At 65.8% G+C, this 25571-nt stretch carries 25 protein-coding genes and 1 pseudogene; 16 read left to right on the forward strand and 10 right to left on the reverse strand.

The features are described 5' to 3' along the window. Positions 1-136 precede the first annotated feature (136 nt). The 6 genes and pseudogenes from ABI214_RS16530 to ABI214_RS16555 form a co-directional block, all read left to right on the forward strand. A pseudogene (locus ABI214_RS16530) lies at positions 137-223 on the forward strand (ATP-binding cassette domain-containing protein); the annotation flags it as partial. A 236-nt stretch (positions 224-459) separates the two neighbouring features. Next, positions 460-855: a hypothetical protein gene (locus ABI214_RS16535; protein ID WP_348603604.1), complete on the forward strand. Its 396-nt coding sequence runs from the start codon at positions 460-462 to the stop codon at positions 853-855. After that, entirely contained in the window at positions 852-1427 is a 576-nt protein-coding gene (locus ABI214_RS16540; RefSeq protein ID WP_348603605.1) for an NADPH-dependent FMN reductase, read from the forward strand. Before ABI214_RS16535 ends, ABI214_RS16540 begins: the two co-directional genes overlap by 4 nt. A 2-nt stretch (positions 1428-1429) precedes the next feature. Next, positions 1430-2575, forward strand: a complete 1146-nt coding sequence (locus tag ABI214_RS16545) for an alpha/beta hydrolase (RefSeq protein ID WP_348603606.1) — start codon at positions 1430-1432, stop codon at positions 2573-2575. 2 nt (positions 2576-2577) lie between these two features. Then, entirely contained in the window at positions 2578-4164 is a 1587-nt protein-coding gene (locus ABI214_RS16550) for a long-chain-fatty-acid--CoA ligase (protein ID WP_348603607.1), read from the forward strand. Continuing rightward, positions 4161-4940 carry an IclR family transcriptional regulator gene (locus ABI214_RS16555; protein ID WP_348603608.1) on the forward strand — a complete coding sequence of 260 codons (780 nt, stop codon included), beginning with the start codon at positions 4161-4163 and terminating at the stop codon, positions 4938-4940. Before ABI214_RS16550 ends, ABI214_RS16555 begins: the two co-directional genes overlap by 4 nt. Positions 4941-5043: 103 nt before the next feature. Here ABI214_RS16555 and ABI214_RS16560 read toward each other — a convergent pair whose 3' ends face one another. From ABI214_RS16560 to ABI214_RS16570, 3 genes are all read right to left on the reverse strand, one after another. Continuing rightward, on the reverse strand, positions 5044-5412 hold the full coding sequence (locus tag ABI214_RS16560; protein ID WP_348603609.1) for a nuclear transport factor 2 family protein: 369 nt from the start codon (positions 5410-5412) through the stop codon (positions 5044-5046). Next, the gene (locus ABI214_RS16565) at positions 5409-5984 is read right to left on the reverse strand and encodes a VOC family protein (protein ID WP_348603610.1); all 576 of its coding nucleotides are present in this window, start codon (positions 5982-5984) and stop codon (positions 5409-5411) included. The genes ABI214_RS16560 and ABI214_RS16565 overlap by 4 nt, the downstream gene beginning before the upstream one ends. Before the next feature lie 158 nt (positions 5985-6142). Then, positions 6143-6511 carry a nuclear transport factor 2 family protein gene (locus tag ABI214_RS16570; RefSeq protein WP_348603611.1) on the reverse strand — a complete coding sequence of 123 codons (369 nt, stop codon included), beginning with the start codon at positions 6509-6511 and terminating at the stop codon, positions 6143-6145. Positions 6512-7082: 571 nt separating this feature from the next. Here ABI214_RS16570 and ABI214_RS16575 point away from each other — a divergent pair. From ABI214_RS16575 to ABI214_RS16590, 4 genes are all read left to right on the forward strand, one after another. Further along, a complete protein-coding gene (locus ABI214_RS16575) occupies positions 7083-7934 on the forward strand; it encodes a TetR family transcriptional regulator (RefSeq protein WP_348603612.1) in 852 nt (283 codons plus the stop codon). Positions 7935-8183: 249 nt separating this feature from the next. Then, the gene (locus ABI214_RS16580; RefSeq protein ID WP_348611687.1) at positions 8184-9845 is read left to right on the forward strand and encodes a long-chain-fatty-acid--CoA ligase; all 1662 of its coding nucleotides are present in this window, start codon (positions 8184-8186) and stop codon (positions 9843-9845) included. A gap of 110 nt (positions 9846-9955) precedes the next feature. Beyond that, positions 9956-11032: an aspartate/glutamate racemase family protein gene (locus ABI214_RS16585; protein WP_348603613.1), complete on the forward strand. Its 1077-nt coding sequence runs from the start codon at positions 9956-9958 to the stop codon at positions 11030-11032. Positions 11033-11039: 7 nt separating this feature from the next. After that, positions 11040-12158, forward strand: a complete 1119-nt coding sequence (locus ABI214_RS16590; protein WP_348603614.1) for a nuclear transport factor 2 family protein — start codon at positions 11040-11042, stop codon at positions 12156-12158. Positions 12159-12463: 305 nt separating this feature from the next. Here the strand turns inward: ABI214_RS16590 and ABI214_RS16595 are convergent, their stop codons facing one another. Together ABI214_RS16595 and ABI214_RS16600 are read right to left on the reverse strand one after the other, a co-directional pair. Continuing rightward, complete coding sequence (locus ABI214_RS16595) at positions 12464-13132, reverse strand: TetR/AcrR family transcriptional regulator (RefSeq protein ID WP_348603615.1); 669 nt, start codon at positions 13130-13132, stop codon at positions 12464-12466. Positions 13133-13194: 62 nt separating this feature from the next. Then, positions 13195-14196: an LLM class flavin-dependent oxidoreductase gene (locus ABI214_RS16600; protein ID WP_348603616.1), complete on the reverse strand. Its 1002-nt coding sequence runs from the start codon at positions 14194-14196 to the stop codon at positions 13195-13197. A gap of 295 nt (positions 14197-14491) precedes the next feature. Between ABI214_RS16600 and ABI214_RS16605 the strand changes: the two genes are divergently transcribed. Next, positions 14492-14800 carry a hypothetical protein gene (locus tag ABI214_RS16605; protein WP_348603617.1) on the forward strand — a complete coding sequence of 103 codons (309 nt, stop codon included), beginning with the start codon at positions 14492-14494 and terminating at the stop codon, positions 14798-14800. Positions 14801-14915: 115 nt separating this feature from the next. Here ABI214_RS16605 and ABI214_RS16610 read toward each other — a convergent pair whose 3' ends face one another. Both ABI214_RS16610 and ABI214_RS16615 read right to left on the reverse strand, forming a co-directional pair. After that, the gene (locus tag ABI214_RS16610; RefSeq protein ID WP_348603618.1) at positions 14916-15854 is read right to left on the reverse strand and encodes an SMP-30/gluconolactonase/LRE family protein; all 939 of its coding nucleotides are present in this window, start codon (positions 15852-15854) and stop codon (positions 14916-14918) included. Between the two features lie 38 nt (positions 15855-15892). Further along, on the reverse strand, positions 15893-17428 hold the full coding sequence (locus ABI214_RS16615) for a class I adenylate-forming enzyme family protein (protein ID WP_348603619.1): 1536 nt from the start codon (positions 17426-17428) through the stop codon (positions 15893-15895). Positions 17429-18005: 577 nt separating this feature from the next. Between ABI214_RS16615 and ABI214_RS16620 the strand changes: the two genes are divergently transcribed. Then, positions 18006-18890 (forward strand): hydroxymethylglutaryl-CoA lyase, encoded by an 885-nt coding sequence (locus tag ABI214_RS16620; protein WP_348603620.1) that lies wholly within the window; start codon positions 18006-18008, stop codon positions 18888-18890. Here the strand turns inward: ABI214_RS16620 and ABI214_RS16625 are convergent. Beyond that, positions 18816-19589, reverse strand: a complete 774-nt coding sequence (locus ABI214_RS16625) for a GntR family transcriptional regulator (RefSeq protein ID WP_348603621.1) — start codon at positions 19587-19589, stop codon at positions 18816-18818. The two genes, ABI214_RS16620 and ABI214_RS16625, sit on opposite strands and share 75 nt — an antisense overlap. A 104-nt stretch (positions 19590-19693) precedes the next feature. On the opposite strand from ABI214_RS16625, the gene ABI214_RS16630 reads away from it, so the two are divergent. Further along, on the forward strand, positions 19694-20935 hold the full coding sequence (locus tag ABI214_RS16630; protein WP_348603622.1) for a CaiB/BaiF CoA transferase family protein: 1242 nt from the start codon (positions 19694-19696) through the stop codon (positions 20933-20935). A 225-nt stretch (positions 20936-21160) separates the two neighbouring features. Here the strand turns inward: ABI214_RS16630 and ABI214_RS16635 are convergent, their stop codons facing one another. Together ABI214_RS16635 and ABI214_RS16640 are read right to left on the reverse strand one after the other, a co-directional pair. Further along, entirely contained in the window at positions 21161-21799 is a 639-nt protein-coding gene (locus ABI214_RS16635; RefSeq protein ID WP_348603623.1) for a carboxymuconolactone decarboxylase family protein, read from the reverse strand. A 19-nt stretch (positions 21800-21818) separates the two neighbouring features. After that, positions 21819-22385 carry a VOC family protein gene (locus ABI214_RS16640; RefSeq protein ID WP_348603624.1) on the reverse strand — a complete coding sequence of 189 codons (567 nt, stop codon included), beginning with the start codon at positions 22383-22385 and terminating at the stop codon, positions 21819-21821. Between the two features lie 172 nt (positions 22386-22557). On the opposite strand from ABI214_RS16640, the gene ABI214_RS16645 reads away from it, so the two are divergent. The 3 genes from ABI214_RS16645 to ABI214_RS16655 are packed head-to-tail and all read left to right on the forward strand — an operon-like array spanning position 22558 to position 25501. Beyond that, on the forward strand, positions 22558-22947 hold the full coding sequence (locus tag ABI214_RS16645; protein WP_348603625.1) for a nuclear transport factor 2 family protein: 390 nt from the start codon (positions 22558-22560) through the stop codon (positions 22945-22947). Further along, entirely contained in the window at positions 22944-24128 is a 1185-nt protein-coding gene (locus ABI214_RS16650) for an acyl-CoA dehydrogenase family protein (protein ID WP_348603626.1), read from the forward strand. Before ABI214_RS16645 ends, ABI214_RS16650 begins: the two co-directional genes overlap by 4 nt. Continuing rightward, complete coding sequence (locus ABI214_RS16655) at positions 24119-25501, forward strand: phosphotransferase family protein (RefSeq protein ID WP_348603627.1); 1383 nt, start codon at positions 24119-24121, stop codon at positions 25499-25501. The genes ABI214_RS16650 and ABI214_RS16655 overlap by 10 nt, the downstream gene beginning before the upstream one ends. Positions 25502-25571 lie beyond the last annotated feature (70 nt).

Genomic DNA, 25571 nt, shown 5'->3' on the forward strand with positions numbered 1-25571 from the left:
GGTCACAACTCGAAGGGGGCGTGCTGGAGATGTTGAGGAAAGCGGTTCCGGTCCTCGCGATTGCCTCGGTTTGGCGCCGAAAATCGTCGAGGATGTCCGTGACGTGATCGTCGACAGCAACAAGGAGGGCAGGGCGCGTCTCTCGGGCGGCGAGCAGCGGATGCTGGCGATCGGGCGGGCGATGCTGTCCCAGCCCAAGGTGCTCCTGCTCGACGAGCCGAGCTGCGCGGTGACGCGGAAATCGCGGGAGTCCACCTCGGTGCGTTGGCGCTGGACGCAGCCGAGCCTGCGCCTGCAGCGCAGGCCACGGGAATCGAGACCGAAGGGGCGATCCAGCATGTCTGAGACGCGCGCCGAACCGTTGGAGGTCGGGGACCTCTCCCTGAGCTTCGCCGGGGTGAAAGCAATTGATGGCGTGAGCTTCTCGATACGTTCCAGAACTTGGAGGTCTTCCCGGCCATGACGGTACTGGACAACCTGTTGCTCTCGCGACACAACGCGATGGGCGCGGGGGCCTTGGAGAACAGGCTCTGGCTGGGCCGCTCTGCGCGCGAGGAGAAGGCCGCGAAAGAGAAGGCGCGCGAGGTCGCGGCTCTGATGCAGATCGAGCAGCTGGCCGACACGCCCGTCGCGGGCATGAACCACGACGAGACGGCCGAGATGACGGAGACCATCGTGCAGGTGAACCGGGACCTGGGCGTGGCCATCCTGCTCGTCGAGCACGACATGAAGATGGTCATGGGCATCTCGAATCGCGTCTGTGTCCTCAACTTCGGTCAACGAATCGCCCTCGGCAAGCCTGCCGAGGTCATCCGCGACGAGGCAGTCGTCGCGGCATATCTGGGAGCTGCATGATGAGTAATGATCGTTTTGTCGTCTGTGGAATCGCCGGCAGCCTCCGCCGCGACTCGTGGAATCGCAAGCTCCTGGAAGCGGCGGCGAAGCTGGCACCGGCCGACGTCGATCTGCGGATCACGGAGCGGCTGGGCGACATCCCGCTGTTCAACGAGGATCACATCGGTAACGAGGCTGAGAGCGTCCACGCGCTGCGTGCGGAAGTCGCGGCCGCCGATGCCGTGATCATCGCTACGCCGGAATACAACGGTGGCGTGCCCGGCGTGCTGAAGAACGCACTCGACTGGCTCTCACTGCCTTTGGGAAGCTCTGTCCTCGAGCGCAAGCCCGTCGCGCTGATGGGGGCGACACCAGGTCGGCTCGGTACGGCTCGGAGCCAGTTCGAGCTGCGCCACACCTTCGTCTTCTCGCGGTCCCCGGTGTTGCCGGGGCCCGAGATTCTTCTCAGCTTTGCCCCCAATCACTTTGACGAGCAAGGCCAACTTATCGACCCCATCGTCCTCGAGCGGGTCGATTTGATGTTCACCCACCTGAAGAAGTTCGCAAGTCTCAATGAATACGAGGTTGTCTAACCATGACCGGCGCAACGAGCCCCAGCGTCCACAAGGAATTTGTCAGCAGCGAGTCCCCCGGTGCGAAGCGCGCGGGGGCCGGGGGCTACCCGTGCCAGGGCATCTACTACACGCCGGCCGGCAAGAAGCCGCGCATCGCGCTGATCGCCACGCACTACCAGATCGACTTCTCCGAGCACTACATTGCCGAGTTCATGGCGGAGCGCGGCGTTGGATTCCTGGGCTGGAACACCCGATACCGCGGTTACGAGGAGCTCTTCAACCTCGACCAGGCCCTGGTCGACATCGGCGTGGGCGTGCGCTGGCTGAAGGAGCATGCGGGCGTAGACAAGGTTATCCTGCTGGGTAATTCGGGGGGCGGCTCGCTGATGGCGGCCTACCAGGCGCAAGCCGTCGAGCCGTGCATCCGCCCCGCCCGCGACATGGAACCCGCAGTGGGCATCGATGAACTCATCGCCGGTGACGCCTACATCTCGCTCGCCGCGCACGGTGGCCGGCCCGATGTGCTGACCGCGTGGCTGGACGCAGCCGTCGTCGACGAGAACGATCCGACTCTGACCGACCCCGAACTCGACCTGTTCAACCCCATGAACGGTCCGCCGTACTCCGAGGAGTTCATCGAGCGGTACCGCGCCGCGCAGGTTGCCCGCAACCATCGGATCACCGCCTGGGCCCGGGAGGAGCTCGCCCGGGTCACCGCTGCCGGCTACTACGACCGGCACTTCGGTGTTCCGCGTACCTGGGCGGACCCGCGCATGGTCGACCCGACGCTGGAGCCGAGCAGTCGGCCTGCGGGCGAGTGCTACCGCGGCCCGACCGCCGTGGCGAACCGCGGTGACCGTGGCATCGGCGCCGGGAGCACGCTGCGGAACTGGCTGCACATGTGGAGCCTCGAAGAATCTCAATGCCGCGCGGAAATGCACATGGAGAAGATCACCGTGCCGGCGTTCGTCATCAACCCCGACGGTGACTCGGGAGTGTTCCCGAGCGACGCGGATGCGCTGTTCAACGCCATCGCGAGCGAGGACAAGTCGCGCAAGGACCTGCCCGGCGATCACTATTTCGAGGAACCTGCAGGCGCCCGCGAGAGAGTCGCCGAGGTGATGTGCGATTGGATCGCGGCGCGATTCCCCAAAGAGTCGTGGTGACGATGAGTAGCGAGCTGGAAGAGCTGGAACTCGCTCGACAGCAACACTGGGTCAACCAGGTTGCCCGGCATGCGTTCGAGCGCGGTGACCTGACTGCGATCGTCTTCGGCGACCGTCGGATCACCTGGGGCGAGCTCCAGCATCGGGTGGTGGCCGTCTCCGCCGCACTCGCCGAGCGTGGCGTCGGTCGCGGGGACCGGATTGCGTTGCTGATGGGCAACCAGGCCGAGTACTTCGAGATCATGATTGCCGCGAACCGCCTCGGCGCGATTGCCGTGCCGATCAACTTCCGGCTGAGCGTCGGCGAGGTGGCGTTCACGCTCGACAACAGCGGTTCCGTCGTTCTCTTCGTGGACGAGCAGACGAGCGCCACTGGAATCGCGGCGTCCGCGGCGGCCGAGGGCCAGGTCCTGGTCGTGCAGGTCGGTGTGGGGGCCGACGAGAGTGCCGACGGCGCAACGCCGTACGACGTCCTGACCGCCCACTCCGGTTCGGGCGCCTCGATCGCCGCGACCGAGGAGTCGGAGCCTGCGCTGATCATGTACACCTCCGGCACCACCGGTCGACCCAAGGGTGCCGTGCTGACGCATCGCAATCTGGCCGCGCAGGCGGCGACGAACGTGATGGCGTTCCGCTTCGAGATGTACGACGAGGTCAGCCTCTGCGCGGCGCCGCTGTTCCACATCGGCACCCTCGGCCTGGTGGCGCCGGCGATCCTGATGGGCGCCACGATGGTCGTCATGCCCAGCGCCTCCTTCGACGCGGGTGCGCTCCTCGACGTCGTGGAGCGCGAGGGGGTCACGTCGACGTTTCTCGTGCCCACCCAGTGGCAGGCGGTCTGCGACGAGCAGGAGCGGGCGCCGCGCGACCTCTCCCGGCTCCGTGTCAGCTCCTGGGGCGCCGCGCCGGCCAGCGACACGCTCCTCCGCAGGATGGGCGAGGTGCTGCCGGGCGCGTCGAGCCTCGCGCTCTTCGGGCAGACCGAGATGTCCCCGGTGACGTGCGTGCTCGAGGCCAAGGACTCGCGCCGCAAGCTCGGCTCCGTCGGGCGCCCGGTGCCCGGGGTCTGGGCCCGCATCGTCGATGCGGACATGGTGGATGTGAAGCCCGGCGAGGTCGGGGAGATCGTCTACCGCGGCCAGGGGCTCATGACCGGGTACTGGAACAACCCGGAGGCGACGGCACAGGCGTTCGCCGGTGGTTGGTTCCACTCCGGTGACCTGGTGCGGATGGACGACGAGGGATTCATCTATGTGGTGGACCGCGCGAAGGACATGATCATCTCCGGCGGGGAGAACATCTACTGCGCCGAGGTCGAGAATGCCCTGGCCGGCCACCCCGACATCGCCGAGGTTGCCGTGATCGGCAGGGCCCACGAGACGTGGGGCGAGACGCCGGTCGCGGTGGTCGCGCTGAAGCCGGGCGCGGCGGATCTGACCATCGGGGAGTTGCGCACCTGGGCCGGGGAGAGGCTGGCCCGCTACAAGCTGCCGACCGACCTCGTGGTGGTCGATGCGCTGCCGCGAAACGCCTCGGGCAAGGTCACCAAGAACGTGCTGCGCACCCCTGCCGCTACCCTACGTGCGTGACTGCAAAGGAAGATGCACCGCCGAATCGTCCGCAGTACCCGATCGAGTCTGTCGACAACGCGCTTCGGATCCTGCTGCTCCTGGGCGATCGTCGGAGCATCCGGCTGACCGAGGTGAGCGAGTATCTCTCGGTGGCCTCGTCGACTGCGCACCGACTGCTGGCGATGCTCCAGTACCGCGGCTTCGTCCGTCAGGTCGAGGGCTCGCGGGCTTACGAGCCGGGCCCGGCGCTGACGACGATAGCATTCGCGGTCCTGCGCCAGACCGACGTTCGCGCGCGAGTGCATCCGGTGCTCGAGCGGCTCTCGGCCAGCCTCGGCGAGACGGTTCACCTGGCCCGTCTCGACGGGAACACGGTGACCTTCGTGGACTCGGTCGAGAGTGCTCGGGCAGTGCGTGTGGGGTCCCGCATGGGCATGACCATGCCCGCGCACTGCACGTCGTCGGGCAAGGCTCTGCTCGCCACGTTGGACGATCGTGGGGTGCGTGAGCTCTACCCCAAGGAGAAGTTGACGGGCCTGACCTCGCACTCGATCACCAAGCGGTCGGTGCTGCTGAGCCAGCTCGCGGAGGTACGCCGGGTCGGGTTCGCCACCAGCGACGAGGAGTCCGAGGACGAGGTCGCGTCGGTGGCGGTCTCCCTCGGCGAGTACGGCGGGGCGCTCTATACGTTGAACGTCTCCATGCCGAAGAGTCGGATGTCCAGCGAGACCCGCGAGGAGATCGCCGCCGCGCTGACCCAGGCGGTGGACGAGGTTGCCGCGTTCTTCCTGTGAGCTCGTGACGGAACGAATCGTCCTGTGCAGCAAGGTGGGACACGGAAACAGCCCCGTCGATCGAATCGATCGGCGGGGCTGTTTCTCTTGATCACGCGTCCTCTCAGGCGAAGACCTTGCGGAGTTCGCCGGCGTCCAGGTATTCCTCGATGCGGCGGACCTTGCCGCCGTCGACGAACACCCGGAAGATCGTGGGGACGTTCACGGTCTTGTCCCCGATAGTCGCCCGGATGACGTGCTGGCGCAGGAAGCCGCCCTCGAGGACGGTGCAGCGCGGCTCCTCGTACCCGAAGTCGTCGTACCGGGTGGGGATGCCCGACAGGATGCGAAGGTTGTCCTCACGGGACTGCTCGGCGTTGTCCCAGTTGTGCCAGATCGTCACGTCCGAGTGATAGATCTCGTCGAGGACGGCGATCTCGCCCCGCTCGAGAGCGGTGAACATCTTGTCTGCGAGCTCGAGCATCTCGCTCACTTGGCTGCTCCGACGGGGGCGCCGAGGCCGCCGTCCGCGGTCCGGGGCGCGTGCTTGACGTCGTCCTCTCGCAGCTCGCGGGTCCACGCTGCGAACTCGAGCAGGATGCCGTCCGGGTCGAAGAAGTAGATCGAGCGCACGAACGTGGAGTCGCTCTCCTGGAGGCTGATTCCACGCTCGGACATGTCGTGGTTGAGCATCGGTCCCGTCTGCACGCCCTTGGCCTCGAGCTTGGCCTTGTACTCATCGAACTTGTCGAGCGGGATCTTGAACGAGACGTGGTTCATCGAGCCGTGGGCCGACGCAATTTCCTTGCCGATACCGGGGATTGCCGCGGGAGCCGCGATGCCGGGGGCGTGCGGGGCGGCGTCGGCGAACCAGAAGAACGCGATGAACTGTCCGCCTCCCATGTCGAAGAAGAAGTGCTGGCCGCCACCGGGCAGAGAGAGCGTCATGGACAGCTTCATGCCCAGGACATTGGTGTAGAAGTCGACGGTGCGCTCCATGTCCTGGCACACCAGCGCCAGGTGGCACACGCCACCCAGCTCGAATTCCGTATTCGTGTTCGTCATGTCACATTCCCCTTGCTGTGTGGTGCCCGTCTCGCCGACTGCTCGGCTCGACGGTAGGTCCGGGTGTTCGGATAGTCAAGAGCTATCGATCGCTAAGTTCGAACGCCGAGGTGATCCCCGGTAGCGATCGGACTCGGTGGGTGTTGGCGCGGGTCGGATCAGCTGAAGACGACGTTGAGCTGGCCGCGGTCGAAGTACTCCTCGATACGGTGGATCTTGCCGCCCTCGACGTACACGCGCAGGACCGCCGGGACGTTCACGGTCTTCTCCCCGATGGTGGCCTTGATGACGTGCTGGCGGAGGAATCCGTCCTCGAGGGCGGTGTGTCGGATGTCCTCGTAGCTGAAGGCGTCGTAACGGCCGGAGATCCCCGCGAGGGTCGCGAGGTTGTCCTCTCGGGACTGGTCGAGGTTGTCGAAGTTGTGCCAGACGGTCACGTCGTCGCGGTAGAAGCCTGCCACCGCGTCGATGTCACCGCTCGAGACGGCGTTGAAGAACTGGTCTGCGTACTCGAGGATGTCGCTCATCGGAGTGCTCCTAACTCGGCGCCGTAGGCGTCGCTGAGCTCGTGTAGGGGGTGAGAGATGTTGGCGCTACGCAACTTGCGGGTCCGGGCTGCATGCTCGGGCAGGTTGTCGTCCGAGCTGAAGAAGTTGGTCGCCGGCGCGCCGGCGGGCCCACTTCCGGGTTCCGTGGCTGCCGGCCCGCATTCGCCTTGTGCGGTGACACGCATCGCTCGGATGTGTCATGAAGACCGTATTGCCGCCTGTTCGGCTCGTCAAGACCTATCGATCGCTAAGTTTCGAACGAGTGGTGATCATGCTATTGACGGCGATCCCCTCGCCATGGCATTCTCTCGATCAGAGATCGCTTCTGCTTTGCAGAGTCGGTACGTCGAAGAGGGTGTCGGAGTGACTGCTCGTAACCGGTTTGAGGACAGATCAGTAATCGTCAAGGGTGCAGGCTCGGGGATCGGCCGCGAGACGGCTTCTTTTCGTCGCGAGCGACGATGCGGCCTACGTGACCGGACAGGCCATCGTTGTGGATGGTGGCCGTCTAGCTGGGTGATCGTGTGTCGGGCGGGATACCGTGGTGCTCGTGGAGCGGGCGGAACTGGTCGGTGCGGAGGGGCTGGGCGCCAGGATTCGCGCAGCGCGTATCGAGCGTGAGGTCGGGCTCCGTCAGCTGGCTCAACTCGTGGGCATGAGCCCGTCGTCGCTGAGCGAGTTCGAGAACGGCAAGAGCGTGCCGGGTCAGGAACGTTTGCGGGCTCTCTCGGCCGCGCTCGAGGTGCCGCTGGATCTGCATCCGCCTGTGCCTGCCGGCCCACGGTTCCATGACTGGCGAGACTTCGAGCCGCTGGAGCTCAACCCGGTCTTTCGAACGGCGCTGGATGTCTTCGTGGAGGTCGGCTACCACGCCGCCACGGTCAGGATGATCGCCGACCGGTGCGGCATGTCGATGGCTGGCGTCTACTACCACGTGGAGAGCAAGGAGGCTCTGCTCACTGAATTGCTGCAAGGCGCGATGGCCGAGCTGATCAGTCGATGCGTGGCCGCAGACGCCGAAGCAGATTCACCAGCCGAACGGTTGGCGAATCTCGTCGAGTGCGTGATCCTCTTCCATACGTACCGTCAGTCCTCGGCGGTTCTCGCGTCCACTGAACTGCGGTCGCTGGACGAGTCCGGCCGATCGCTGCACATCCAGGCCAGACAGAAGGTTCGGGAGATTGTTCAGGCGGCGGTGGAGGCATGCCGTGATGCGGGGCAGGCCGGAACCGTGTCGGCGTCGTCGACCGCCACGGCGATCGTCACGATGTGCGTTGCCGTGGCCGATTGGTACAGGCAGGGCATGAGCCCGTCGCCGCAAGAGATCGCACGGGAGTACACGGGCCTTGCGCTTGCGATGGTGCACGCGCTCTCGGTGGATGATTCGGCTTCGCGGGACTGACGATGCACCGCCGGGCGATTCGTCGGCGCGACGCTGCGGTTCTCCACTTCGCGTCGGGTGACTGAGAGTCTCCGGGCGGCTTCAGTTTTCGGCCTTCACGTCTTGACTTGCGTTGTGGACCCGTGCAACTCTGAGTCAGAGAGACGTTCTGCAATGCAGAACGATTCGTTTCTGCATCGTGGTCAGGGCCCCGGCGTTACCGGTGGGGCGAGCAGCACCAGTAGAACAACCGGATCCGAGGAGCGCGCAATGACCGCGATTGTCAAGGGACACCCGTCGACGAATGACGACTCGTACCAGCTCAACACGACCACGCTGATTCGTCACTCGGCTCGCAACTACCCGGAGCGTGAGATCGTCTATCGCACCGGCGACGGGGGATGGGACCGTTACACCTACGCCGACGCGTACGCGCGCATCAAGCGCATCGCCAACGCCCTGGCCGACCTGGGCGTGAAACCCGGCGACGTGGTGGGGATCCTGGACTGGAACAGCAAGCGGCATTTCGAGCTCTACTGGGCAATCCCGGGCACCGGGGCGGTGATGCTGCAGATGAATCTGCGCCTGGCGCCCGAGGACGTGGGTTACGTCGCCACGCACGGCGGTGCGTCTGTCGTCCTGGTCGACGAAAGCCTGCTGAGCGTCGCCGAATCGGTGGCACCGTTTGCACCGGAGGTCACCTGGGTGGTGATGTCCGACAAGCCTCTCTCGGAGATCACCACGACGTTGCCGAATGTCCGCCATTTCGAGGACCTGGTGGCGAAGGCGTCCCCGGAGATCGACTGGCCGATGATCGACGAGAGCTCCGCCTACAGCGCGTGCTACACGACCGGCACCACCGGCCGGCCGAAGGGCGTGTACTACTCGCATCGAGCGATCTACCTGCACACCCTGACGCAGGCCTCGTCCTATGCGATGAGCGCCGCCGACGCGGTCATGCTGATCACGCCGATGTTCCACAGCCAGTCCTGGGGTCTGCCGCAGTCGGCCGTCTTCGTCGCGGCCAAGATCGTTCTGCCCGGGCGCTATTCGGCAGGCGACACCGACATGCTGGCGGACGTGATGATCGCCGAGAACGTGACGGTCGCGAACGGCGCCCCCGCGATCTTCCAGCCGATGCTCGACTACATCGAGACGCTCGACGTCAAACCGGACTTCAGCCGTACCCGGCTGTTGTCCGGCGCCACCGAGCCCGCGCTCTCGCTCATGCGTGGGTTCCACTACTCGACCGGTGCCGACTTCATCCATGCGTACGGGGCCACCGAGACCGCGCCGATGGCGTTCGTCAACTACGGCCGCAAGGTGACCTTGCAGGGCAAGGTGACGGAGGACGAGTGGTGGAACATCAAGCGTTACCAGGGTCTTCCCGCGGGCGGTGTCGATGTGCGGATCGTGGATCCGGAGGGCAACGACCTGCCGCACGACGGCACCAGTAAGGGTGAGGTCCTGCTGCGGGGACCCTGGATCACCGCGCGGTACCACAAGCTCGATGACGACGCCGACAGGTTCCTCGACGGCTACTGGCGAAGCGGCGACATCGGGACCATCGATGAGAACGGCTACCTCAAGCTCGCGGACCGGCTCAAGGATGTCATCAAGAGTGGTGGCGAATGGATTTCGTCGATCGACATGGAAAACGCGATCATTGCCCATCCTCGGGTGGCGGAGGCGGCCGTGATCGGTGTCGAGCATCCGAAATGGCAGGAACGTCCGGTCGTGATCATGGTGACCACGGACGGGGAGGAAGTTGCGCTCGCCGAGATCCACGCGCTGCTCGAAGGTGCCTTCGCCAAGTGGCAGCTCCCTGACACGGTCCTGTATGTCGACAAGCTTCCGCGCACGAGCGTTGGAAAGCTCGACAAGAAGGTTATGCGCGTTGAGCACGGTGATGTCTATCGAGCCGCGCAGTGATGATCGGCAGACTGAGTGCTGCGTGAGCAGTTCGACGTGATGTCCACGCCAAAGTTGCTTACTCACTGAAGAATTCATTCCCACATCGGAAGGCGATCGGCCGAGAGTGTATGGCCGACCGCCTTCCGCGTCGTACATGGGGGTGCACGCCTTCGCCGCGGCTGAATCTTCCGGACTACCTATGGCGTAGATGTTTTCGGCCATCGCGCCCGGATCCCACCCTAGGCGCACCTCCGAATTTCTCTTCTCGAAAGAACTGGTTTCTGATAGCCTCCGACGAAGTGACGGCGCTCACTCTCGCAATCGAGGAGAATCAATTGACCAAGCGGATCGCATATTTGGAACTGAAGGGCGGCGCGCAGCGGGAGGGGACTCGGGTTCCCGAGCACCTGATCACGCCCGGCTTCGCCGTCGACGTGGTGGATACCGAGATTCGAATCACCCCCGCCGATGCGACCGACCTGCTTCTCTCCGATATGGCCTACGCGGAAGCGGCCATTCGAGCCGGCCGCGACGGATATGCCGGGGTCCTGATCGGTGGGGTCCCGGACTACGGTCTCGCGGCCGCGCGTGCCGCCGTCGACATTCCGGTCGTCGGTAGCGGGCAGGCGAGCCTGCTGGCGGCGGCGGCGCTCGGAGGCCGGTTCAGCATCGTCACGATCTGGCCGGAGACAATGCGTTTCGTCTACGAGCGGCTCATCCGTGAGAACCCTGTTGGACAGCAATGTATTTCGGTGCGCTACGTCTCGACTCCGGACGAGCAGAGCACACTGGCAGACGAGGACAACTTCCTCACTCAGATGAGGTCCGGGCGCGAACACATGATCGAGCGCATCCTCGCCGAGATCGAGCTTGCGGTGCAGGACGGCGCCGAGTCGGTCATTCTCGGCTGCAACTGCATGAGTCCTGTCGCCGATGTGCTCGCGTCGCGCGCGAGCGTCCCGATCGTGGACCCGACCACCGCCGGATACCGGCAGCTCGAGTCGATGGTCGCGCTCGGCTTGCAGCCTGCGCGTGATCCTCGCGTGCCCAAGTCGGATCGCCATCACGTCCTGGTGGAGATGATGAAGGCTGCTGACCTCGCGTTCGGCGAGGATCAGGAAGATTGCCCCGTCTGTGTGCTGAATGACGACGGCACCGCTTCGTGCGAACTGCCGGCGAGTGCGGCCGCCGAAACGCAGGAGTGAGCGGCACATGCACGCTGAGTACACACTCGAATCGATAGCGGCCCGAGCCGAGATCGCCGATGTGATCCACAGGTACTGCCACGCAACCGACCGTCGACGCTGGTGGCTCATGGACTCGGTGTTCCACGAGGATGCGACCTGCCGGCTGTCGTCGGCGCTCGGCGGTCACTGGCGCGAGTTCGTGGCCCAGGGATCGGCCCTGCTCGAGCCGATCGGGCCGACACACCACCAGGTCGGCAACATCCAGATCGCCTTCGACGGCGACGTCGCACACGTCGAAACCTATGTGACCGCCTTCCATCAGGTCCCGCGGGACGCACCTCCGGGCGGGTCGTTCGGCGGCACCGGGGAGGCGTACGAGGTCATGCTCGGCGCGCGGTACATCGACCGCTTCGAGCGCCGCGACGGGCTCTGGCGGATCGCCGACCGGCGTCTGCTGACGGAGTGGCGCAACCATCGACCGGTACGCGAGGGTGCCTTGTCCAACGCGCCGTCGCAGTCGCGCGGGCAGGGCGACACCGACATCTCGGCGCCGGTCATCGAGGCCTGGCGCACCGGCGAACCCGGCCGGGTGGACCCGGCACGGCTGGTCGACAGGGCAGAGATCGCCGACGTGGTTACCCGGTTCTGCCACGCGGTCGACCGGAACAGATGGGACCTCATGCCCAGCGTGTTCCACGAGGATGGGCGAACCGTCTTCATCGACACCGAGAAGACCTGGCAGGAGATGGTGGCCGGTGCGCGCGTCTCGATGGGCGCGCTGGTGCGGACCCAGCACCAGATCGGCAACATGCTCTTCTCCTTCGCCGGCGACACTGCTGTGGTCGAGACCTATGTCACCGCCTACCACCGGGTTCCGCCGACGGCTCCCGCCGACGCCTTCTGGGATGGCCGCGAGCAGGACTACGAGGGCATTGCAGGCGGCCGCTACCTCGACCGATTCGAGCGCCGCGACGGACGCTGGTTGATGGTGGAGCACCGCACGTTCGTCGAGTGGCGGCACGACTTCGAGGTCTCGGAGGGTGCGCTGGCCCAGGCGCCGGTCGCCTCGCGCGGCCAGCGCGGCGACGCGGACGCGTCGCTGCCCGTGGTGGCGCACCTGCTGACCGAACCAGCCTCCTCGTGAAGGGTGGGGCCCTCGGATGCCTGACCGGATTCCCGAACTCATTCCTGCGCAAAGAGTTCCGATGACGATTCAGCGGACGATCGGATTTGAACCACGCCCAAAGCTGACGTTGTATCGGCTCTATAGTTGAATTCCGTTCAGCCAGAGATGCTCTCATGGCGCAGCCCAGGAACTCGCCGATAGGCGCGGGGCGAGTTCGGACATGGTCGTACATCCAACGGACGGAACGACCCCCGGTCGACCCGCTCTCCTGGAGGGCTTCGGGGTCGATCGGCGGTCGTCGTCGTTGTGCCGGCCGGAGGTCGCTACGTACGTGCTCGGCGCGGTCCGTCCGACCGTGGTTCGGTGATCCCGAGCGCATGCGACCACAGGTAGCTGATCGTGTCGATCGCCTGGTCGTCCGATGCCGGCCGCCCCGTACCCTGCGCGTTCGTGCCCAGCCACAGGTAGCAGCTGTGCTCGAGCATCGAGGAGAGCGCTGACGCGGCAACATACGGGTTCAGGTTTGGATCGGTTGCTCCCTCGGCTTGCAGAATCTTGATCCGGGCTCCGATCTTGCGGACACCGACCTCTCGGATCTGCATCCACACCTGCACGAAATCCGGGTCCGTAGTAGCCGCGTGGGTGACCCCGACCAGCTCGGGAATGAATTCGGTGTATGCCCGCCAGAAAGTCGCCACAGCCGATCGCAGTGATTCCGACGTGTACTCGTCGAGGGGTTCGGCATCGTCCCCCTCGTCGAGTACGTATTCCAGGAAGTCCTCCAGCAATGCGCCGAGGATCTCCTTCTTGTTGTCGAAGTAGTTGTACAGCGTGGCCGGAGATTTCCCGGCCTCGTCGGCGATGTCGGTGATCCTGGCATTGAGATAGCCGTCGCGTGCAAAGACCTTGCGGGCCGCGTCCTTGATCGTCTGTTCTGTCTGACGACCCTTGGCCCCGACCCGTTGGTGGTCGGTTCGTTTCGTCTGCGCCACGCGGCTCTCCTCCGGTCCCGGTGTTGCAGGCAATCGTATCGACACCGCCGACGAGGACGATTTCACAGCTTGGGCATCACTTCGGCCGAGAACAGCCGCATGTTGTCGACGAGGAGCTCGTGCGGGAGACCGCCCACGTCGAAGACCGCCAGGTGCATGTCGGGATCGATGACCTCCTTGAACGTGTTCATGCGCTCGACAACCTCTTCGGGGCTGCCGCACATAGCCGTTCCCTCGATCAGTTCCTCGTAGTTCACGGGGGACTTGTTGCCGAGCAGTTGGCGTGCCCACGTGACGTACCCGGTCAAGTAGGGGCGCCACTGTTCGCGTGCGGTCTGGCTGGCAGGTGCCACGTGAATGTAGCTGCAGGAGCCGACCACCGGCTGCTTGCCCTGCTCCGCCATGAGCTCGCGGTAGATCTCCACGAGCGGGCCCCATGTATCGATGCGGGCAAAGATGCTGGGCAGCATCAGGGGTAGCCCCTGCGCGGCTGTGCGTCGGACTGACTCCTCGGTAGTGCCGGTGCCCATCCACAAGCGGGGCGCACCCGCGAGCGGCGAGGGCTTGAGCTGCACGTTCTCGAGCGGTCCGCGGAACTCGCCGGACCAGCTGAAGGGCTCCTTCGAGTTCCAGAGCTGAGCCAGCAGTTGGATCTTCTCGCCCATGATGGCGTGGCCCTGCTTGGGGTCCAGACCGCCGAATGCCGCGTAGGTTTCAGGGTTGATGCCGCGTCCGACGACGAGTTCGGCCCGACCCCCGGACAACTGGTCGAGCGTCGCGAAATCTTCGGCCACACGAACGGGATCCGAGGTTGCCAGCAGGGTTACGGCGGTAGCCAGTCGGATCTTCTCCGTCCGCTCGGCGATCGCGGCGAGCATGAGCTGCGGTGAAGAGATGATGTAGTCGTTGAAGTGGTGCTCTCCCAGCGCGACCATGGCGAATCCCATGCTCTCGGCTTCCACCGAGCTGTCGACGATGGAGCGCAGTCGCTCGCCTTGTGAAGTGCGAATCCCTGTGTGCGGGTTGGGCAGGTGGTCGCCGAGGCTCATGACGCCCAGTTCCATGTGATGTTCCCTCCGGTGGCGCGAGTCACAAAATATCTAAAAGTGACGTTAGTTTCAGTTTTGAGTCGCGTCAAGACCCGGAGCGAAGGTCGCGAATCCGAAAGACGGTATGGCGCTGAGGCTCTCGAGTCGGGTTTGGAAACAGGTTCGCTCTGGGGTCCCGCAGGTAGCGACCCCGGCCGGCCCTTCTGGAGCCGCGTCTCTCACAGCCTCAGCGGTCAAGAGCCTCCGGGCGCGGGCAAGCTTCAGCGGGGAGTCTCTGCCTTCCCTGCGCACTCGAGATCGAGGATCAGTCATGCAATTCGTGGTAGACGAGTTCGGTGCCGTTCGGTTGGAGGATCGGGACACCTTCACCGAGTTTGCGGTGTGTGCACCGGCCGACTACGAGATCGTCGGAGTTGGAAAGGCTCTCGAGGCTGTACGGGTGGGGGAGACGATCGATGAGCATGCCTGGATAACTGTTGCGGCGGTCGCGCGACTGGCCGACGCGGATGGTGCCGGTGACGATTGGCGGGCCGGCTTCCAGGCAATGCGGGCGTACGCGCGAGGGAAGGGTTGGGTGCGAGTCGATGGAACGATCCGGGCCCACATCGAGCACTACTGACAAGCCCCGGCCGGACAAGCCGACAGCGAGCATTGGGCGTGCACATGGCAGGTCGCCGTGTGCACGCCCAGCGGAACCGCGCAGCTTGCCGAGTTCTCCGGCTCGGGGGGCTCGATCAGACCAGGGCCGCTTGGTTGTTGAGAACCAGACCGGCTCGGGGCCAGTCGAATCGGAGCAGTTTGCCGGTGCTCGATGCGGTGATGTACGCGGTTCGCATGTCCTGCCCGCCCCAGCAGATGTTCGTGATGCCGGGATCGCCGTCGGTGTCGATGCTGACGAATTCGACCAACTCGCCGTCAGGGCTGATCACGCAGATGCCGGGCGTGGCCAGTGATGCGACGCAGACGTTGCCGTTCGCCTCGACGCCCAGTGAGTCGAAGTAGCGGAAGTCGGGAGATGCGTAGAGGAAGTTGCCACCGCCGGAGCCGGCGAGAGTACGGCCGCCGGCGATCTCACCCGGCCCGGTGACCTCCCACCACCACACGCGCGCCGTGTAGGTTTCACTGACGTAGAGGCGTGTGCCGTCCGGGGACAGGCCGATCCCGTTGGGGCCATTCATTTCCGAGGCGACCAGGCGGATGGACGAGCCATCACCGGCGCCGTAGTAGACGCGGCCCTGATCGCTCGTCAGGCCGTTGCTCTTGCCGTGGTCGGTGAAGTAGAAGCCGCCGTGCGTGTCGAAGACGATGTCGTTGGGGCCGCGGAGCTCGACGCCGTCGCATTCGGTGTAGAGCGTCTCGACCTCGCCGGTTTCGAGGTCGACGGCCTGAATGCTGCCGCCGGTGTAGTCCTCGGGGGTGCCGCCTGCGAAGACGTAGCCGTATGCCTCCGTCGCGTTCATCCCTCCGCAGTTGGCGATGTATGCGCGACCGTCGGGACCGATCGCGGTGCCGTTGGGGCCCCCGCCGAGTTCCGCGACCACGGTGGTGGTGCCGTCGGCGGTCACCCGTGTGAGCGTGCCGCGGTGAATCTCGACGACCAGCACGTCGCCGTTCGGTAGTGCTACGGGCCCCTCGGGAAACTTCAGTCCCGTGGTGACTACGTTGAAAGACATCGGGTTTCTCCTCGGTTCGTGCGCCAGCGGATGTGGTGTCAGTTGGTTGTGAACTGCTCGCGCAGGACGTTCTTGCGGATCTTGCCGCTCACGGTCTGCGGCATCTCGTCGATGAAGATGACCTTGCGGGGCTGCTTGAAGGCGGCGAGTTGCGACCTGCAGCTGCTGACAACGTCGTCGGCGGTCAGCTGGGTACCGGGCTTGCGGACGACGACGGCGGTGACGAGCTCGCCCCACTTCTCGTCAGGCGTTCCGATCACGGCCGCGCCCAGGACGTCGGGGTGGGTGTAGATGGCGTTCTCGACCTCGCTGGAGTACACGTTCTCCCCGCCGGAAATGATCATGTCCTTGGCGCGATCGACGATGTAGAGGAAGCCCTCCTCGTCCTGATGTGCCAGGTCCCCGGTGTGGAACCAGCCGCCCTCGAAAGCTTGGGCGTTCGCCTCGGGATTGCCGAGGTAACCCTTCGTCACCTGGTCGCCCCGGACGACGATCTCACCGACCTCACCGATCGCGCAGTCCTCACCGAGCGGATCGACGACGCGGACATCGACCAGCGACATCGGTTTGCCGACGGCGTCGAGCAGGTGCTCCTCGCCGTGTGCCGCTCGAACGTGCGCCGCTTTGTCGAGGGTGAGCATGTTGCCACCGAGCTCGGTCATTCCCATGCCGGCGTAGACGACCGGTCCGAACCGATCGATGGTGTGGCGCAACACATCTGCAGGGATCTTCGATGCCCCGTAGCCCATCCACTCCAGGCTGGTGAGGTCGTAGTCGTTGATCTTCGGGTGCGCGAGCAGCATCTGCATCATGGTCGGAGCGAAGCCACCGCTGGTCACGCGGTTCTCCTGCACCAACTGCATCCACCGCTCGGGATCCCAGCCCGACATCATCAGCACCGAGCCGCCGTGGAACTGGTGCAGCGGGGTCAGGTAGCCGGCGATGTGGCACAGGGGCATTGCGTTGAGGAAGCAGGTATCGGGCTTCGGTTCGTATTCGATTGCGGACTGGATCAGTGCGGTGTTGAGGTTGCGATGGGTCAGCCGAGCCCCCTTGGGCTTGCCCGTCGTTCCGCTGGTGTACAGGAGCCACGCGTCGTCGTCGTCGCTGATACTCAGCTGCGGGGCGATCGTCGACGCGGACCGCAGCACGTTCTCGTAGGGCGTGAAGCCCGTGGCCTCCCCACCGATCACGATGATGTGCTCGACGCTCGTGAGCTCGGAGCGATGGTCGACGATGGCCTCGAGGTACTTCGACTCCACCATCAGCACGCGGGCCCCCGAGTCGTTCAGGATCCAGACCCACTCCTTGGGGTGCAGCCGGAAGTTGAGCAGGGTCAGAACCATTCCGGCGGTCGGGACGCCGTAGTAGGCCTCCACGTACTCGAGGTTGTTCTCGGACAGCAGTGCTACTCGGTCACCGGGGGCCGCAAGGCCGCTCAAGCCGTTGGCCAGGCGCAGGGCACGTTGGTAGAGCTCGGCGTACGTCCGTGCGTCGGATCCATCGTCCATTGCGAGCGCGGTCCGGCGGGGGAAACGAGTGGCGTTGCGCCGGAGAAGGTCACTGAAAAGCATGTGGGGCTCCAATGAGTACGAGACCGAACGGCGTGGATTGCACACAATCTAGCTTGAAAGTGCCCCAGGTCACAAGTGCCTGTCCTGGGTGAGCCGCATGAACCGGGCCAAGGGTTGAACGATTGTATGAAATGGCGAACCTTGGCGCGGTCCGTGGCTGGCGGTCGAGGTGTGTCGCGGGGCTGCCCGGGCGTTGACGAGGAGGGTTGCGGGCGCGCTACCGCGAAGGCGTTGGCTGAGCCGTGGATGCAAGTTCCCGCACCTTCGTAAGGTGGCCACCAATAGTGTTGTAGCACTGCGCATATTGACCATCGGTTCGACGGAGAGGTGCTCGCGGTTCGGCGGCGGGGAATCCTTGCCTGTGTTGCTTTTGCTGTTGCCGGGGTCGCCGGCTGCCGTGGGGAGCGGTTGCCGCACGGTGGAGGTGGCATTCGCCGCCGACCGCAATGATTCCGTGGTAAGTGGTGGCTCTCCTCTGGGGATGCGCCCGCGGCGCCGACCGATGATCGTCTAGTTTGTATACAATATTGCTGGATGGGCGCGCGGTTCGCCGTAGCCGAGTAGTGGAGGAGAGACTGTGGAGATCGTCGAGGTGAGCCCCCGTGACGGGCTGCAGAACGAGGCGGTGCACGTCTCGACGGCAGACAAGATCGCACTGATCGAGCGCGCGATCGCGTCAGGGTTGCGTCGTATCGAGGCCACCAGCTTCGTTCACCCTGCTGCGGTTCCGCAGATGGCCGACGCGGAGGCCGTCATGGCGGGGGTGCCGCGCCGCGCAGACGTCTCCTACAGCGGACTCGTCCTCAATCGTCGTGGCTTCGATCGTGCGGTGGCTGCCGGCGTGGACGAGGTCAACTGCGTCGTCGTGGCGTCCGAGACCTTCAGCCTGCGCAACCAGCGCATGTCGGTCGCGGACTCGGTGCAGACCGTGCGAGACCTCGTCGATGACGCGCGCGCCGCCGGCGTCGGGGTGTCGGTCACCATCGCCACCGCATTCGGTTGTCCGTTCGAGGGGGAGGTTCCCGAGTCCGCGGTCCTCGCCCTGGCCAGCCAGGTGGCCGAGCTAGGGGTGGGCGAGATCGCGCTGGCCGACACGATCGGGGTCGGGGTGCCCGCCCAGGTCGCCCGGCTGGTCGCGGGGACCGCGGCGGCCGCACCCGGAACTCGGTTGCGCTGCCACTTCCACAACACCCGCAACACCGGCTATGCGAACGCGATCGCGGCCATCGACGCGGGGGTGACGGTGCTGGACTCCTCGATCGGTGGGATCGGCGGGTGCCCCTTCGCGCCGGACGCCACCGGCAACATCGCGACCGAGGATCTGGTCTATCTCCTCGACCGCAGTGGTATCGCCTCGGGTGCACGGCTGCCCGAGTTGATCGAGGCGTCAGACTGGCTCGGTGGGGTGCTCGGCGCTCCGGTTCCCGGCCAGCTCGCCCGTGCCGGCGGCTTCCCAGGCTGATACGCCGAACAGTTCGTCCACCTCGCCGCTGCTGGTTGCTGCGAGGTGGGCGAGGAGCACGTCGCGACCCTGGAGGACGTGCTCGTGCATCAGCGCGGATGCTCGGTGACCGTCCCCGGCGACGATTGCATCGCGGATGAGCTGGTGGAACAGGTGTGAGCGCTCGGTTTGGGCGCGATCGTATTGGCGGAATGCTTGGAAGACCAACGGGACGTCGGTGGTGCGTTCGAGCAAGCGGCTCAGCCGCTCGTGCTTGGCGCCGGCCATGATCGCCCCGTGGATCTGGCTGTTCGCGGTGTCGACGGCCCGAACACGATCGACCGCGTCCACTGTCGTGTCTGCCAGCGCGAGAGCGAAAGCGTCGATCCCCGCGTCGAGCAGCTCCCGGGTGGCGGGGTCGATGCGCTCGGCCGCCAGTTCGGCGGCGTAGGCCTCGAGCCGGGCGCGCAGTCCGTACAGATCCGACACGTCGGCCGTCGACAGGGTGCGCACGATGGCCCCCCGGTTCGGTTCGCTGAGCACGAGGCCCTCGGCCTCGAGTCGTCGGAGGGCCTCTCGCACGGGGGTGCGGGACAGTGAGAACTCCTCGGCGATCCGTTGCTCGATCAGGCGCTGGCCGGGCTTGTAGCGTCCTTCGACGATCGCCTGGCGGATCTGGGAGTAGGCGACCTGACCCGGTGCCTGCGGAGTGGTTGCCACGGTGCCTCTTCGTCGTATGTGGGTCGATTCACGGCAAGCCTATCCCGACAGGATGGCCTCCTTTGTATGCAGGAATCGGGTGTTTCGCGCCTTTAGCCGTTCATATGGGCAAGATTGTGTACAATTTCTCCATGGCTACATCTAATGGTCCGCTCAGCGGCCTGCGCGTGCTCGAACTGGGGAGTTTCATCGCCGGCCCCTTCGCGGGGCAGCTTCTGGGCGATTACGGGGCTGAGGTTCTGAAGATCGAGGCGCCCGGCTCCGGCGACTCGATGCGGCGGTGGGGTGTCACGGTCGACGGCGAAAGCCTGTGGTGGCCCTCGATCGCGCGGAACAAGAAGTCGGTCGCGATCGACCTGCGTCAGCCCGACGGCCGGGAGCTGATTCGCAAGCTGGTCGCCGAGGCCGACATCGTTCTCGAGAACTTCAGGCCCGGCACGCTTGCGAAGTGGGAACTCGACTACCCGGCCCTCTCGGCAATCAACCCGCGCATCATCCTGGTGCACGTCTCGGGGTTCGGCCAGAACGGGCCACGCGCGACGGATGCCGGTTTCGGCAGCGTCGGGGAGGCGATGGGCGGCATCCGGCATACGACGGGAAATCCCGAACTTCCCCCCACCCGCGTAGGCATCAGCCTCGGAGATTCCCTGGCGGCCCTGTTCGCCGTGATCGGGACGCTCGCCGCGGTTCACGAGCGGTCGGTGAGCGGCCGGGGCCAGGAGGTGGACGTCGCGATCTACGAGGCAGTGGCGGCCCTGATGGAATCGACGATGGCCGATCACGAGATCGCGGGCGTGACCCGCGGACGCACCGGATCGGTGCTACCCCGAGTTGCGCCGTCGAACGTGTATCCCACGTCCGATGGAGCCGAGGTGATCATCGCGGCCAACGCCGACAACGTCTTCCGTAGGCTCTGCACCGCGATGGGCCGGCCCGAGCTCGCCGACGACCCGAGGTTCGCCGAACACGGCCCGCGAGGCGACAACATGATCGACATCGACACCATCATCGGCGCCTGGACGTCGACGCTGAATTCCGATGTGCTGTTGAAGACCATGGAGGACAACGGCGTTCCGGCCGGGCGAATCTACACTGCCCCGGACATGCTGGCCGACCCGCACTACGCCGCGCGGGACATGGTGGTGCGCCTGGTCAACCAGTTCGGTGTGGCAGTCCCCGCAGCCGGCGTCGTCCCCAAGTTCTCCAGGTCCCAGCCGGCGGCTCCCGTGCCGGGGCCGGGTCTCGGTGAGCACACCCGTGAGGTCCTCGCCACGCTGGCCGGTGTGGACGAGAACCAATGGGCCGCGTTGCGGTCGGCCGGCATCGCCAACCAGGCGACCAGCTGACGTTCGATCCCGGTCTGCGTCGTTGCTTGCGCTGGCTCTGTTTGTTTCACGAGTCGCGTGGGCACAGACGACGAAAGGTCTCCTGTCGGTGATGTCACGGCAGGAGACCTTTGGTCGTTCAGCGACCGGCTACTGCGCGCGGTTGCCTTCGTGGGGCCCGTCCAAGCGGTCCCGGGTCGAGTGACAAGTCGGCGAACGAGTTACCTGCGTTCGGCAGACGGGTGGTCATTCTCCTGACAGGTCGGCGGAGAGGTCGGCGACCACGATGCCTTCAGGGACGCGGACTTCTTCGACGGGCTCGGGCCGGTCGTCGAATTCGAGTCGCAGTGCGCGGCAGATCGTGGCATGCATGTCGTACATGCAGGTGATGTACGTCAGTTCCATGATCTGCTTGTCCGACAGGTTCGTCTGGAGGACGGTGAACACCCCGTCGGGCACGCGGCCGCCGTCATGGACGAGGGCGTCGGTGTACGCCAGGACGGCGCGTTCGAGTTCTGTGAACTGGTCGCTGATCTGCCAGTGGGGGAGGGCGGCGATCTTCTCCTCGCTCATGCCGAGGGAGCGCATCTGCTTGCAGTGCTGAGAGAAGACGAACTGGCTGCCGCGTGCATACCCGGCGCGGGCCTGGCCGAGTTCGCGCAGCAGGGGGTCGAGGGTGGCGTTGCGGTAGAGAGCGAATCCGCGCACGGCGTGGCGGAACACGTCGGGGGACTGGGCGAATACCGTCCACCAGTCGCCGGGGGTGGCGTGGATGGTGCCGTGGTCGACGGCGGGGTCCTTGTCGGGGCCGAACAGTCGGTCGTAGAAGAAGAGGATCTTCTCGTCGGTCACTTCTGCGCGGGGGACCTCACGAAGTCGGGGCATGGGTGTTCCTTTCGGGATGTCAGGAGGCGCTGGGGACGCGGCGGTCGGCGGCGGCCTTCGGTTCGTGTGAGACGTCGGCCTCGGTGAACTCGCGGGTCCAGCAGGCAAATTCGAGGAGGATGCCGTCCGGGTCCTGGAAGTAGAAGGACCGGACGAAGGTGCCGGCATGGATCTCTCGCGACGCGCCCTCCGGGCTGTCGTCGTGGTTGAGAACGATGCTCAGCGGCACCCCGTCCGCCTTGAGTCGCTTGCGGTACTCGTCGAACTTCTCCGGCGGGACGGCGAACGCGACGTGATTCATCGAGCCGACCGCGCTGACGAGCTCGCTCCGGTCGGGTAGTCCCGCCGGGGCGGAGATTCCGGGAACCGGGTCCGGCGCGTCCGCCAGCCAGAAGAACGCCAGTGTGTCCCCGCCTCCGCAGTCGAAGAAGAAGTGCTGTCCGAGGTTGCCGGGAAGATCGAGTGTCTTGACGAGCGGCATACCCAGGGTTCCCGAGTAGAAGTCGATGGTGCGCTGCATGTCCGAGCACACGAGCGCGAGGTGATTGATTCCGCCGAACTCGAACTTCGGATTGGTGGCCTTCATTGCGGTCCTTTCGGGGGAGCGGCGTGCCGAGACTGGGGCAAATCATGACTTGACAGTCATGTCACCTTCTTGGATAGTTTCATCCGTGGCCACGTCGTCTGTCAACAGTGCGGCCGCTCCGGCTGGGGGATGGTCGGCCACGTGTAACTGCCTTGAGGAGAAGCCTTTTCGCATGAATGACCTCGCCGATCGCTTCTTTGCTGCCGTCTGCGGCGGCGACGAGGGGGCACTCACCGAACTGTATTCGCCGGACGCGCGCATCTGGCACAACGACGACGGGCAGGAGCAGACGGTTACGGAGAACCTCCGCACCCTGCGCTGGCTCTCCCGGACTCTCGAGGACTTCCGGTACGAGGACATCCGCCGCCACCTGCTGCCCGACGGATTCGTTCAGCAGCACGTCGTCCGCGGCACCCTCGCCGGACACGGCCCGCTGGAGGTGCCGGCTGCCCTGTTCGTCCACGTCGTGGACGGGCGCATCTGCCGCATCGACGAGTACGTCGACTCCGCCGCCACCCGAGCCCTGCACGAAGCCGCCGCAGCCACCAGGAGGCATTCATGACCGTGAACCATCCCGAAGGACACGTCGCCGATCTGTGTGCGCGAATGCGCGCGTTCATCGACGACGAGGTGATCCCGGCGGAACCCGTCCTCGCGAAGGAGGACGAGGTCGCCCACAAGGCGCTCGACCAGCTGTGCTCGCGGGCAAAGGAACTGGGTCTGTGGGCACTGGGCCATCCCGCGGATGTGGGTGGCGGCGGAGTCCCGTTCCTCGACTTCGTCCATCTCAACGAGGTCATCGGCCGGTCCGAGTTCGGGCAGCTGGCCGTCGGTTCGGTGTCCATGCAGGACACTCTGATGCTCCACCGGCACGGCACCGAGGAACAGAAGCGGCGGTGGATTCCGCCGATCGTCGCGGGGGAGTTCCTGCCGTCGGTCGGTCTGACCGAACCCGACACGGCGGGCTCCGATCCCACTCTGATCGAGACACGCGCGGAACTGGACGGCGACACCTGGGTCATCAACGGGCGCAAGTGGTTCACCACGGGCGTCGCGGATGCCGGGTATTGCTCCGTCTTCGCCCGCACCGAGCCCGAGTCGACGCCGCGGCACTCCCGGATCAGTGCGATCATCGTGCCGACCGACACCCCCGGGTTCGACATCGTCCGGTCGATCCCGACCATGGGACACGACCCCAGCGACCACTACGAGGTTCGCCTCACCGACGTCCGGGTGCCGTCCGCCAACCTGCTCGGCGAACGAGGCAAGGGCTTCGTCGTCGCCCAGGACCGGCTCGGGCCCGGCCGGATCTTCCACTGCATGCGCTGGCTCGGTCAGGCGCAGCGCGCGTACGAGTTGATGTGCGAGCGCGCGAACACCCGCTACGTGCACGGATCGCTGCTCGCCGAGAAGGGCGAGGTCCACCGGTACATCGCCGAGTCCGCGGCGCAGATCCACGCAGCCCGCCTGATGACCCTCGATGCCGCGCGTGTGATGGACTCGGGCGAGGACGCGCGGGTGCAGATCGGTCTGGTGAAGTTCTGGGGTGCCCGGATGCTGCACGATGTCGTCGACCGCGCGATCCAGGTGCATGGTGCGCTCGGGCTGACCGCCGACACGCCGCTCGAACGGATGTACCGGCAGGCCCGCTACGCCCGCATCTACGACGGGCCGGACGAGGTGCATCGCATGTCGACCGCACGCCGACTGCTGCGCGACCCGGGTGCCGCACCATGGCGGTGACACACGTTCCCGGCAGCCTCGGTGACGGAATCCGCGTCGTTCTGAGCGACGCCTCCGGCACGGAGATGACCGTCGGCGAGCCCCGCCAGCTGACCGGCGGGGCCAGCCGTCAGGTGTGGGCGGTCGACGCTCACAGCGCGGACGGCCGGTCGCTGGCGGTCGTGCTGCGCCGGGATCCGCCCGGGCACGGCGACGCCGACCGGATGCGCGCGGAGGCGGCATGCCTGCGGGCCGCCTCCGCGGCCGGGGTGCCGGTGCCCGGCCTGCTCGCGTCCGGCGACACGGCGCCGGGCATCGACGCCCCGTTTCTGTTGATGGACAAGGTCGACGGCGAGTCGATCCCACGGAAACTGCAGCGGGACCCCGAACTCGACGAGGTGCGGGCGCATCTCGCCGAGGACATGGGTCACGTTCTCGGACTGATCCACCAGGCGGACGTCGACACTCTGGGGATGCTCGACGCCGGCGACCCGTTGGATGCGATCGAGGCGGTGTACCAGGGCTTGGAGGAACCGCGTCCCGCGGTCGAGGTCGGGCTTCGATGGCTCCGTGAACACCGACCCTCTAAGCGTCCAGATGCGTTGGTGCACGGTGACTTCCGTCTCGGCAACGTGCTTGTCGACGGCACCGGTATCCGCGGGGTGCTGGACTGGGAACTTGCTCACCTGGGTGATCCGATCGAGGACCTCGGCTGGCTCTGCGTGCGTGCGTGGCGGTTCGGTGCGGAGCCGCCGGTCGCCGGGATCGGCACCCGCGGCCAGTTGCTCGACGGCTATGCACGCGCCACGGGTATTCGGCCGTCGGAGAGCGAACTGCACTGGTGGGAGACCTTCGGAACGCTGAGGTGGTTGGTGCTGAGCCGGTTCCAGGCCGAGCGGCACCTCGGCGGCGCCGAGAGGTCGATCGAGCTGGCCGCGATCGGACGGCGGGTGTGTGAGTCGGAGTACGACCTGCTCCTGATCCTCGGCCTGCTCGGCGACATCGATCGGGCACAGGATGCCGCGCCGGCGGCGCCGTCGCTGCACGACCGACCGAGCCTCCCGGAGATCCTGGAACTGGTCTCCGGCACCCTGCGTGACGAGGTGGCCCCCGCGTTGACCGATGCGCACGAACGGGAGCGATACCTGCTGCGCATCTGCATCAACCTGCTGGGCATCGCGGGGCGGGAACTCGGTGCCGACGACCGTTCCGGCCATCTGCGGGATCTGCTCGCAGGTCTGGGCTGCGCGTCCGAAGTCGATCTCGCCGAGCGAATTCGGGTGGGGACGCTTTCGTACGCCGACGCCGGTGTCCGTCGGGCTGTGTCGACCGCGGTGCTCGCCCGACTGAGCGTCGCGAACCCCCGGCATCTGCTCGACCCGTCACGGAGCTGAGCCGGATCGGATCGGACCTTTGCGGGACGGGTCTACGCTGGTGTGATCACTCATGTTCGGCGCAACAACC

The organism is Prescottella soli (genome assembly GCF_040024445.1).
Classification (GTDB): domain Bacteria; phylum Actinomycetota; class Actinomycetes; order Mycobacteriales; family Mycobacteriaceae; genus Prescottella; species Prescottella soli.

Coding starts and splice junctions, on each gene's coding strand:
- ABI214_RS16535 (WP_348603604.1), top strand. CDS start 460: ATGACGGTACTGGACAACCTGTTGCTCTCGCGACACAACGCGATGGGC.
- ABI214_RS16540 (WP_348603605.1), top strand. CDS start 852: ATGATGAGTAATGATCGTTTTGTCGTCTGTGGAATCGCCGGCAGCCTC.
- ABI214_RS16545 (WP_348603606.1), top strand. CDS start 1,430: ATGACCGGCGCAACGAGCCCCAGCGTCCACAAGGAATTTGTCAGCAGC.
- ABI214_RS16550 (WP_348603607.1), top strand. CDS start 2,578: ATGAGTAGCGAGCTGGAAGAGCTGGAACTCGCTCGACAGCAACACTGG.
- ABI214_RS16565 (WP_348603610.1), bottom strand. CDS start 5,984: ATGACGAACACGAATACGGAATTCGAGCTGGGTGGCGTGTGCCACCTG.
- ABI214_RS16570 (WP_348603611.1), bottom strand. CDS start 6,511: ATGAGCGACATCCTCGAGTACGCAGACCAGTTCTTCAACGCCGTCTCG.
- ABI214_RS16580 (WP_348611687.1), top strand. CDS start 8,184: ATGACCGCGATTGTCAAGGGACACCCGTCGACGAATGACGACTCGTAC.
- ABI214_RS16585 (WP_348603613.1), top strand. CDS start 9,956: ATGGCCGACCGCCTTCCGCGTCGTACATGGGGGTGCACGCCTTCGCCG.
- ABI214_RS16590 (WP_348603614.1), top strand. CDS start 11,040: ATGCACGCTGAGTACACACTCGAATCGATAGCGGCCCGAGCCGAGATC.
- ABI214_RS16600 (WP_348603616.1), bottom strand. CDS start 14,196: ATGGAACTGGGCGTCATGAGCCTCGGCGACCACCTGCCCAACCCGCAC.
- ABI214_RS16605 (WP_348603617.1), top strand. CDS start 14,492: ATGCAATTCGTGGTAGACGAGTTCGGTGCCGTTCGGTTGGAGGATCGG.
- ABI214_RS16610 (WP_348603618.1), bottom strand. CDS start 15,854: ATGTCTTTCAACGTAGTCACCACGGGACTGAAGTTTCCCGAGGGGCCC.
- ABI214_RS16615 (WP_348603619.1), bottom strand. CDS start 17,428: ATGCTTTTCAGTGACCTTCTCCGGCGCAACGCCACTCGTTTCCCCCGC.
- ABI214_RS16630 (WP_348603622.1), top strand. CDS start 19,694: ATGGGCAAGATTGTGTACAATTTCTCCATGGCTACATCTAATGGTCCG.
- ABI214_RS16635 (WP_348603623.1), bottom strand. CDS start 21,799: ATGCCCCGACTTCGTGAGGTCCCCCGCGCAGAAGTGACCGACGAGAAG.
- ABI214_RS16640 (WP_348603624.1), bottom strand. CDS start 22,385: ATGAAGGCCACCAATCCGAAGTTCGAGTTCGGCGGAATCAATCACCTC.
- ABI214_RS16645 (WP_348603625.1), top strand. CDS start 22,558: ATGAATGACCTCGCCGATCGCTTCTTTGCTGCCGTCTGCGGCGGCGAC.
- ABI214_RS16650 (WP_348603626.1), top strand. CDS start 22,944: ATGACCGTGAACCATCCCGAAGGACACGTCGCCGATCTGTGTGCGCGA.
- ABI214_RS16655 (WP_348603627.1), top strand. CDS start 24,119: ATGGCGGTGACACACGTTCCCGGCAGCCTCGGTGACGGAATCCGCGTC.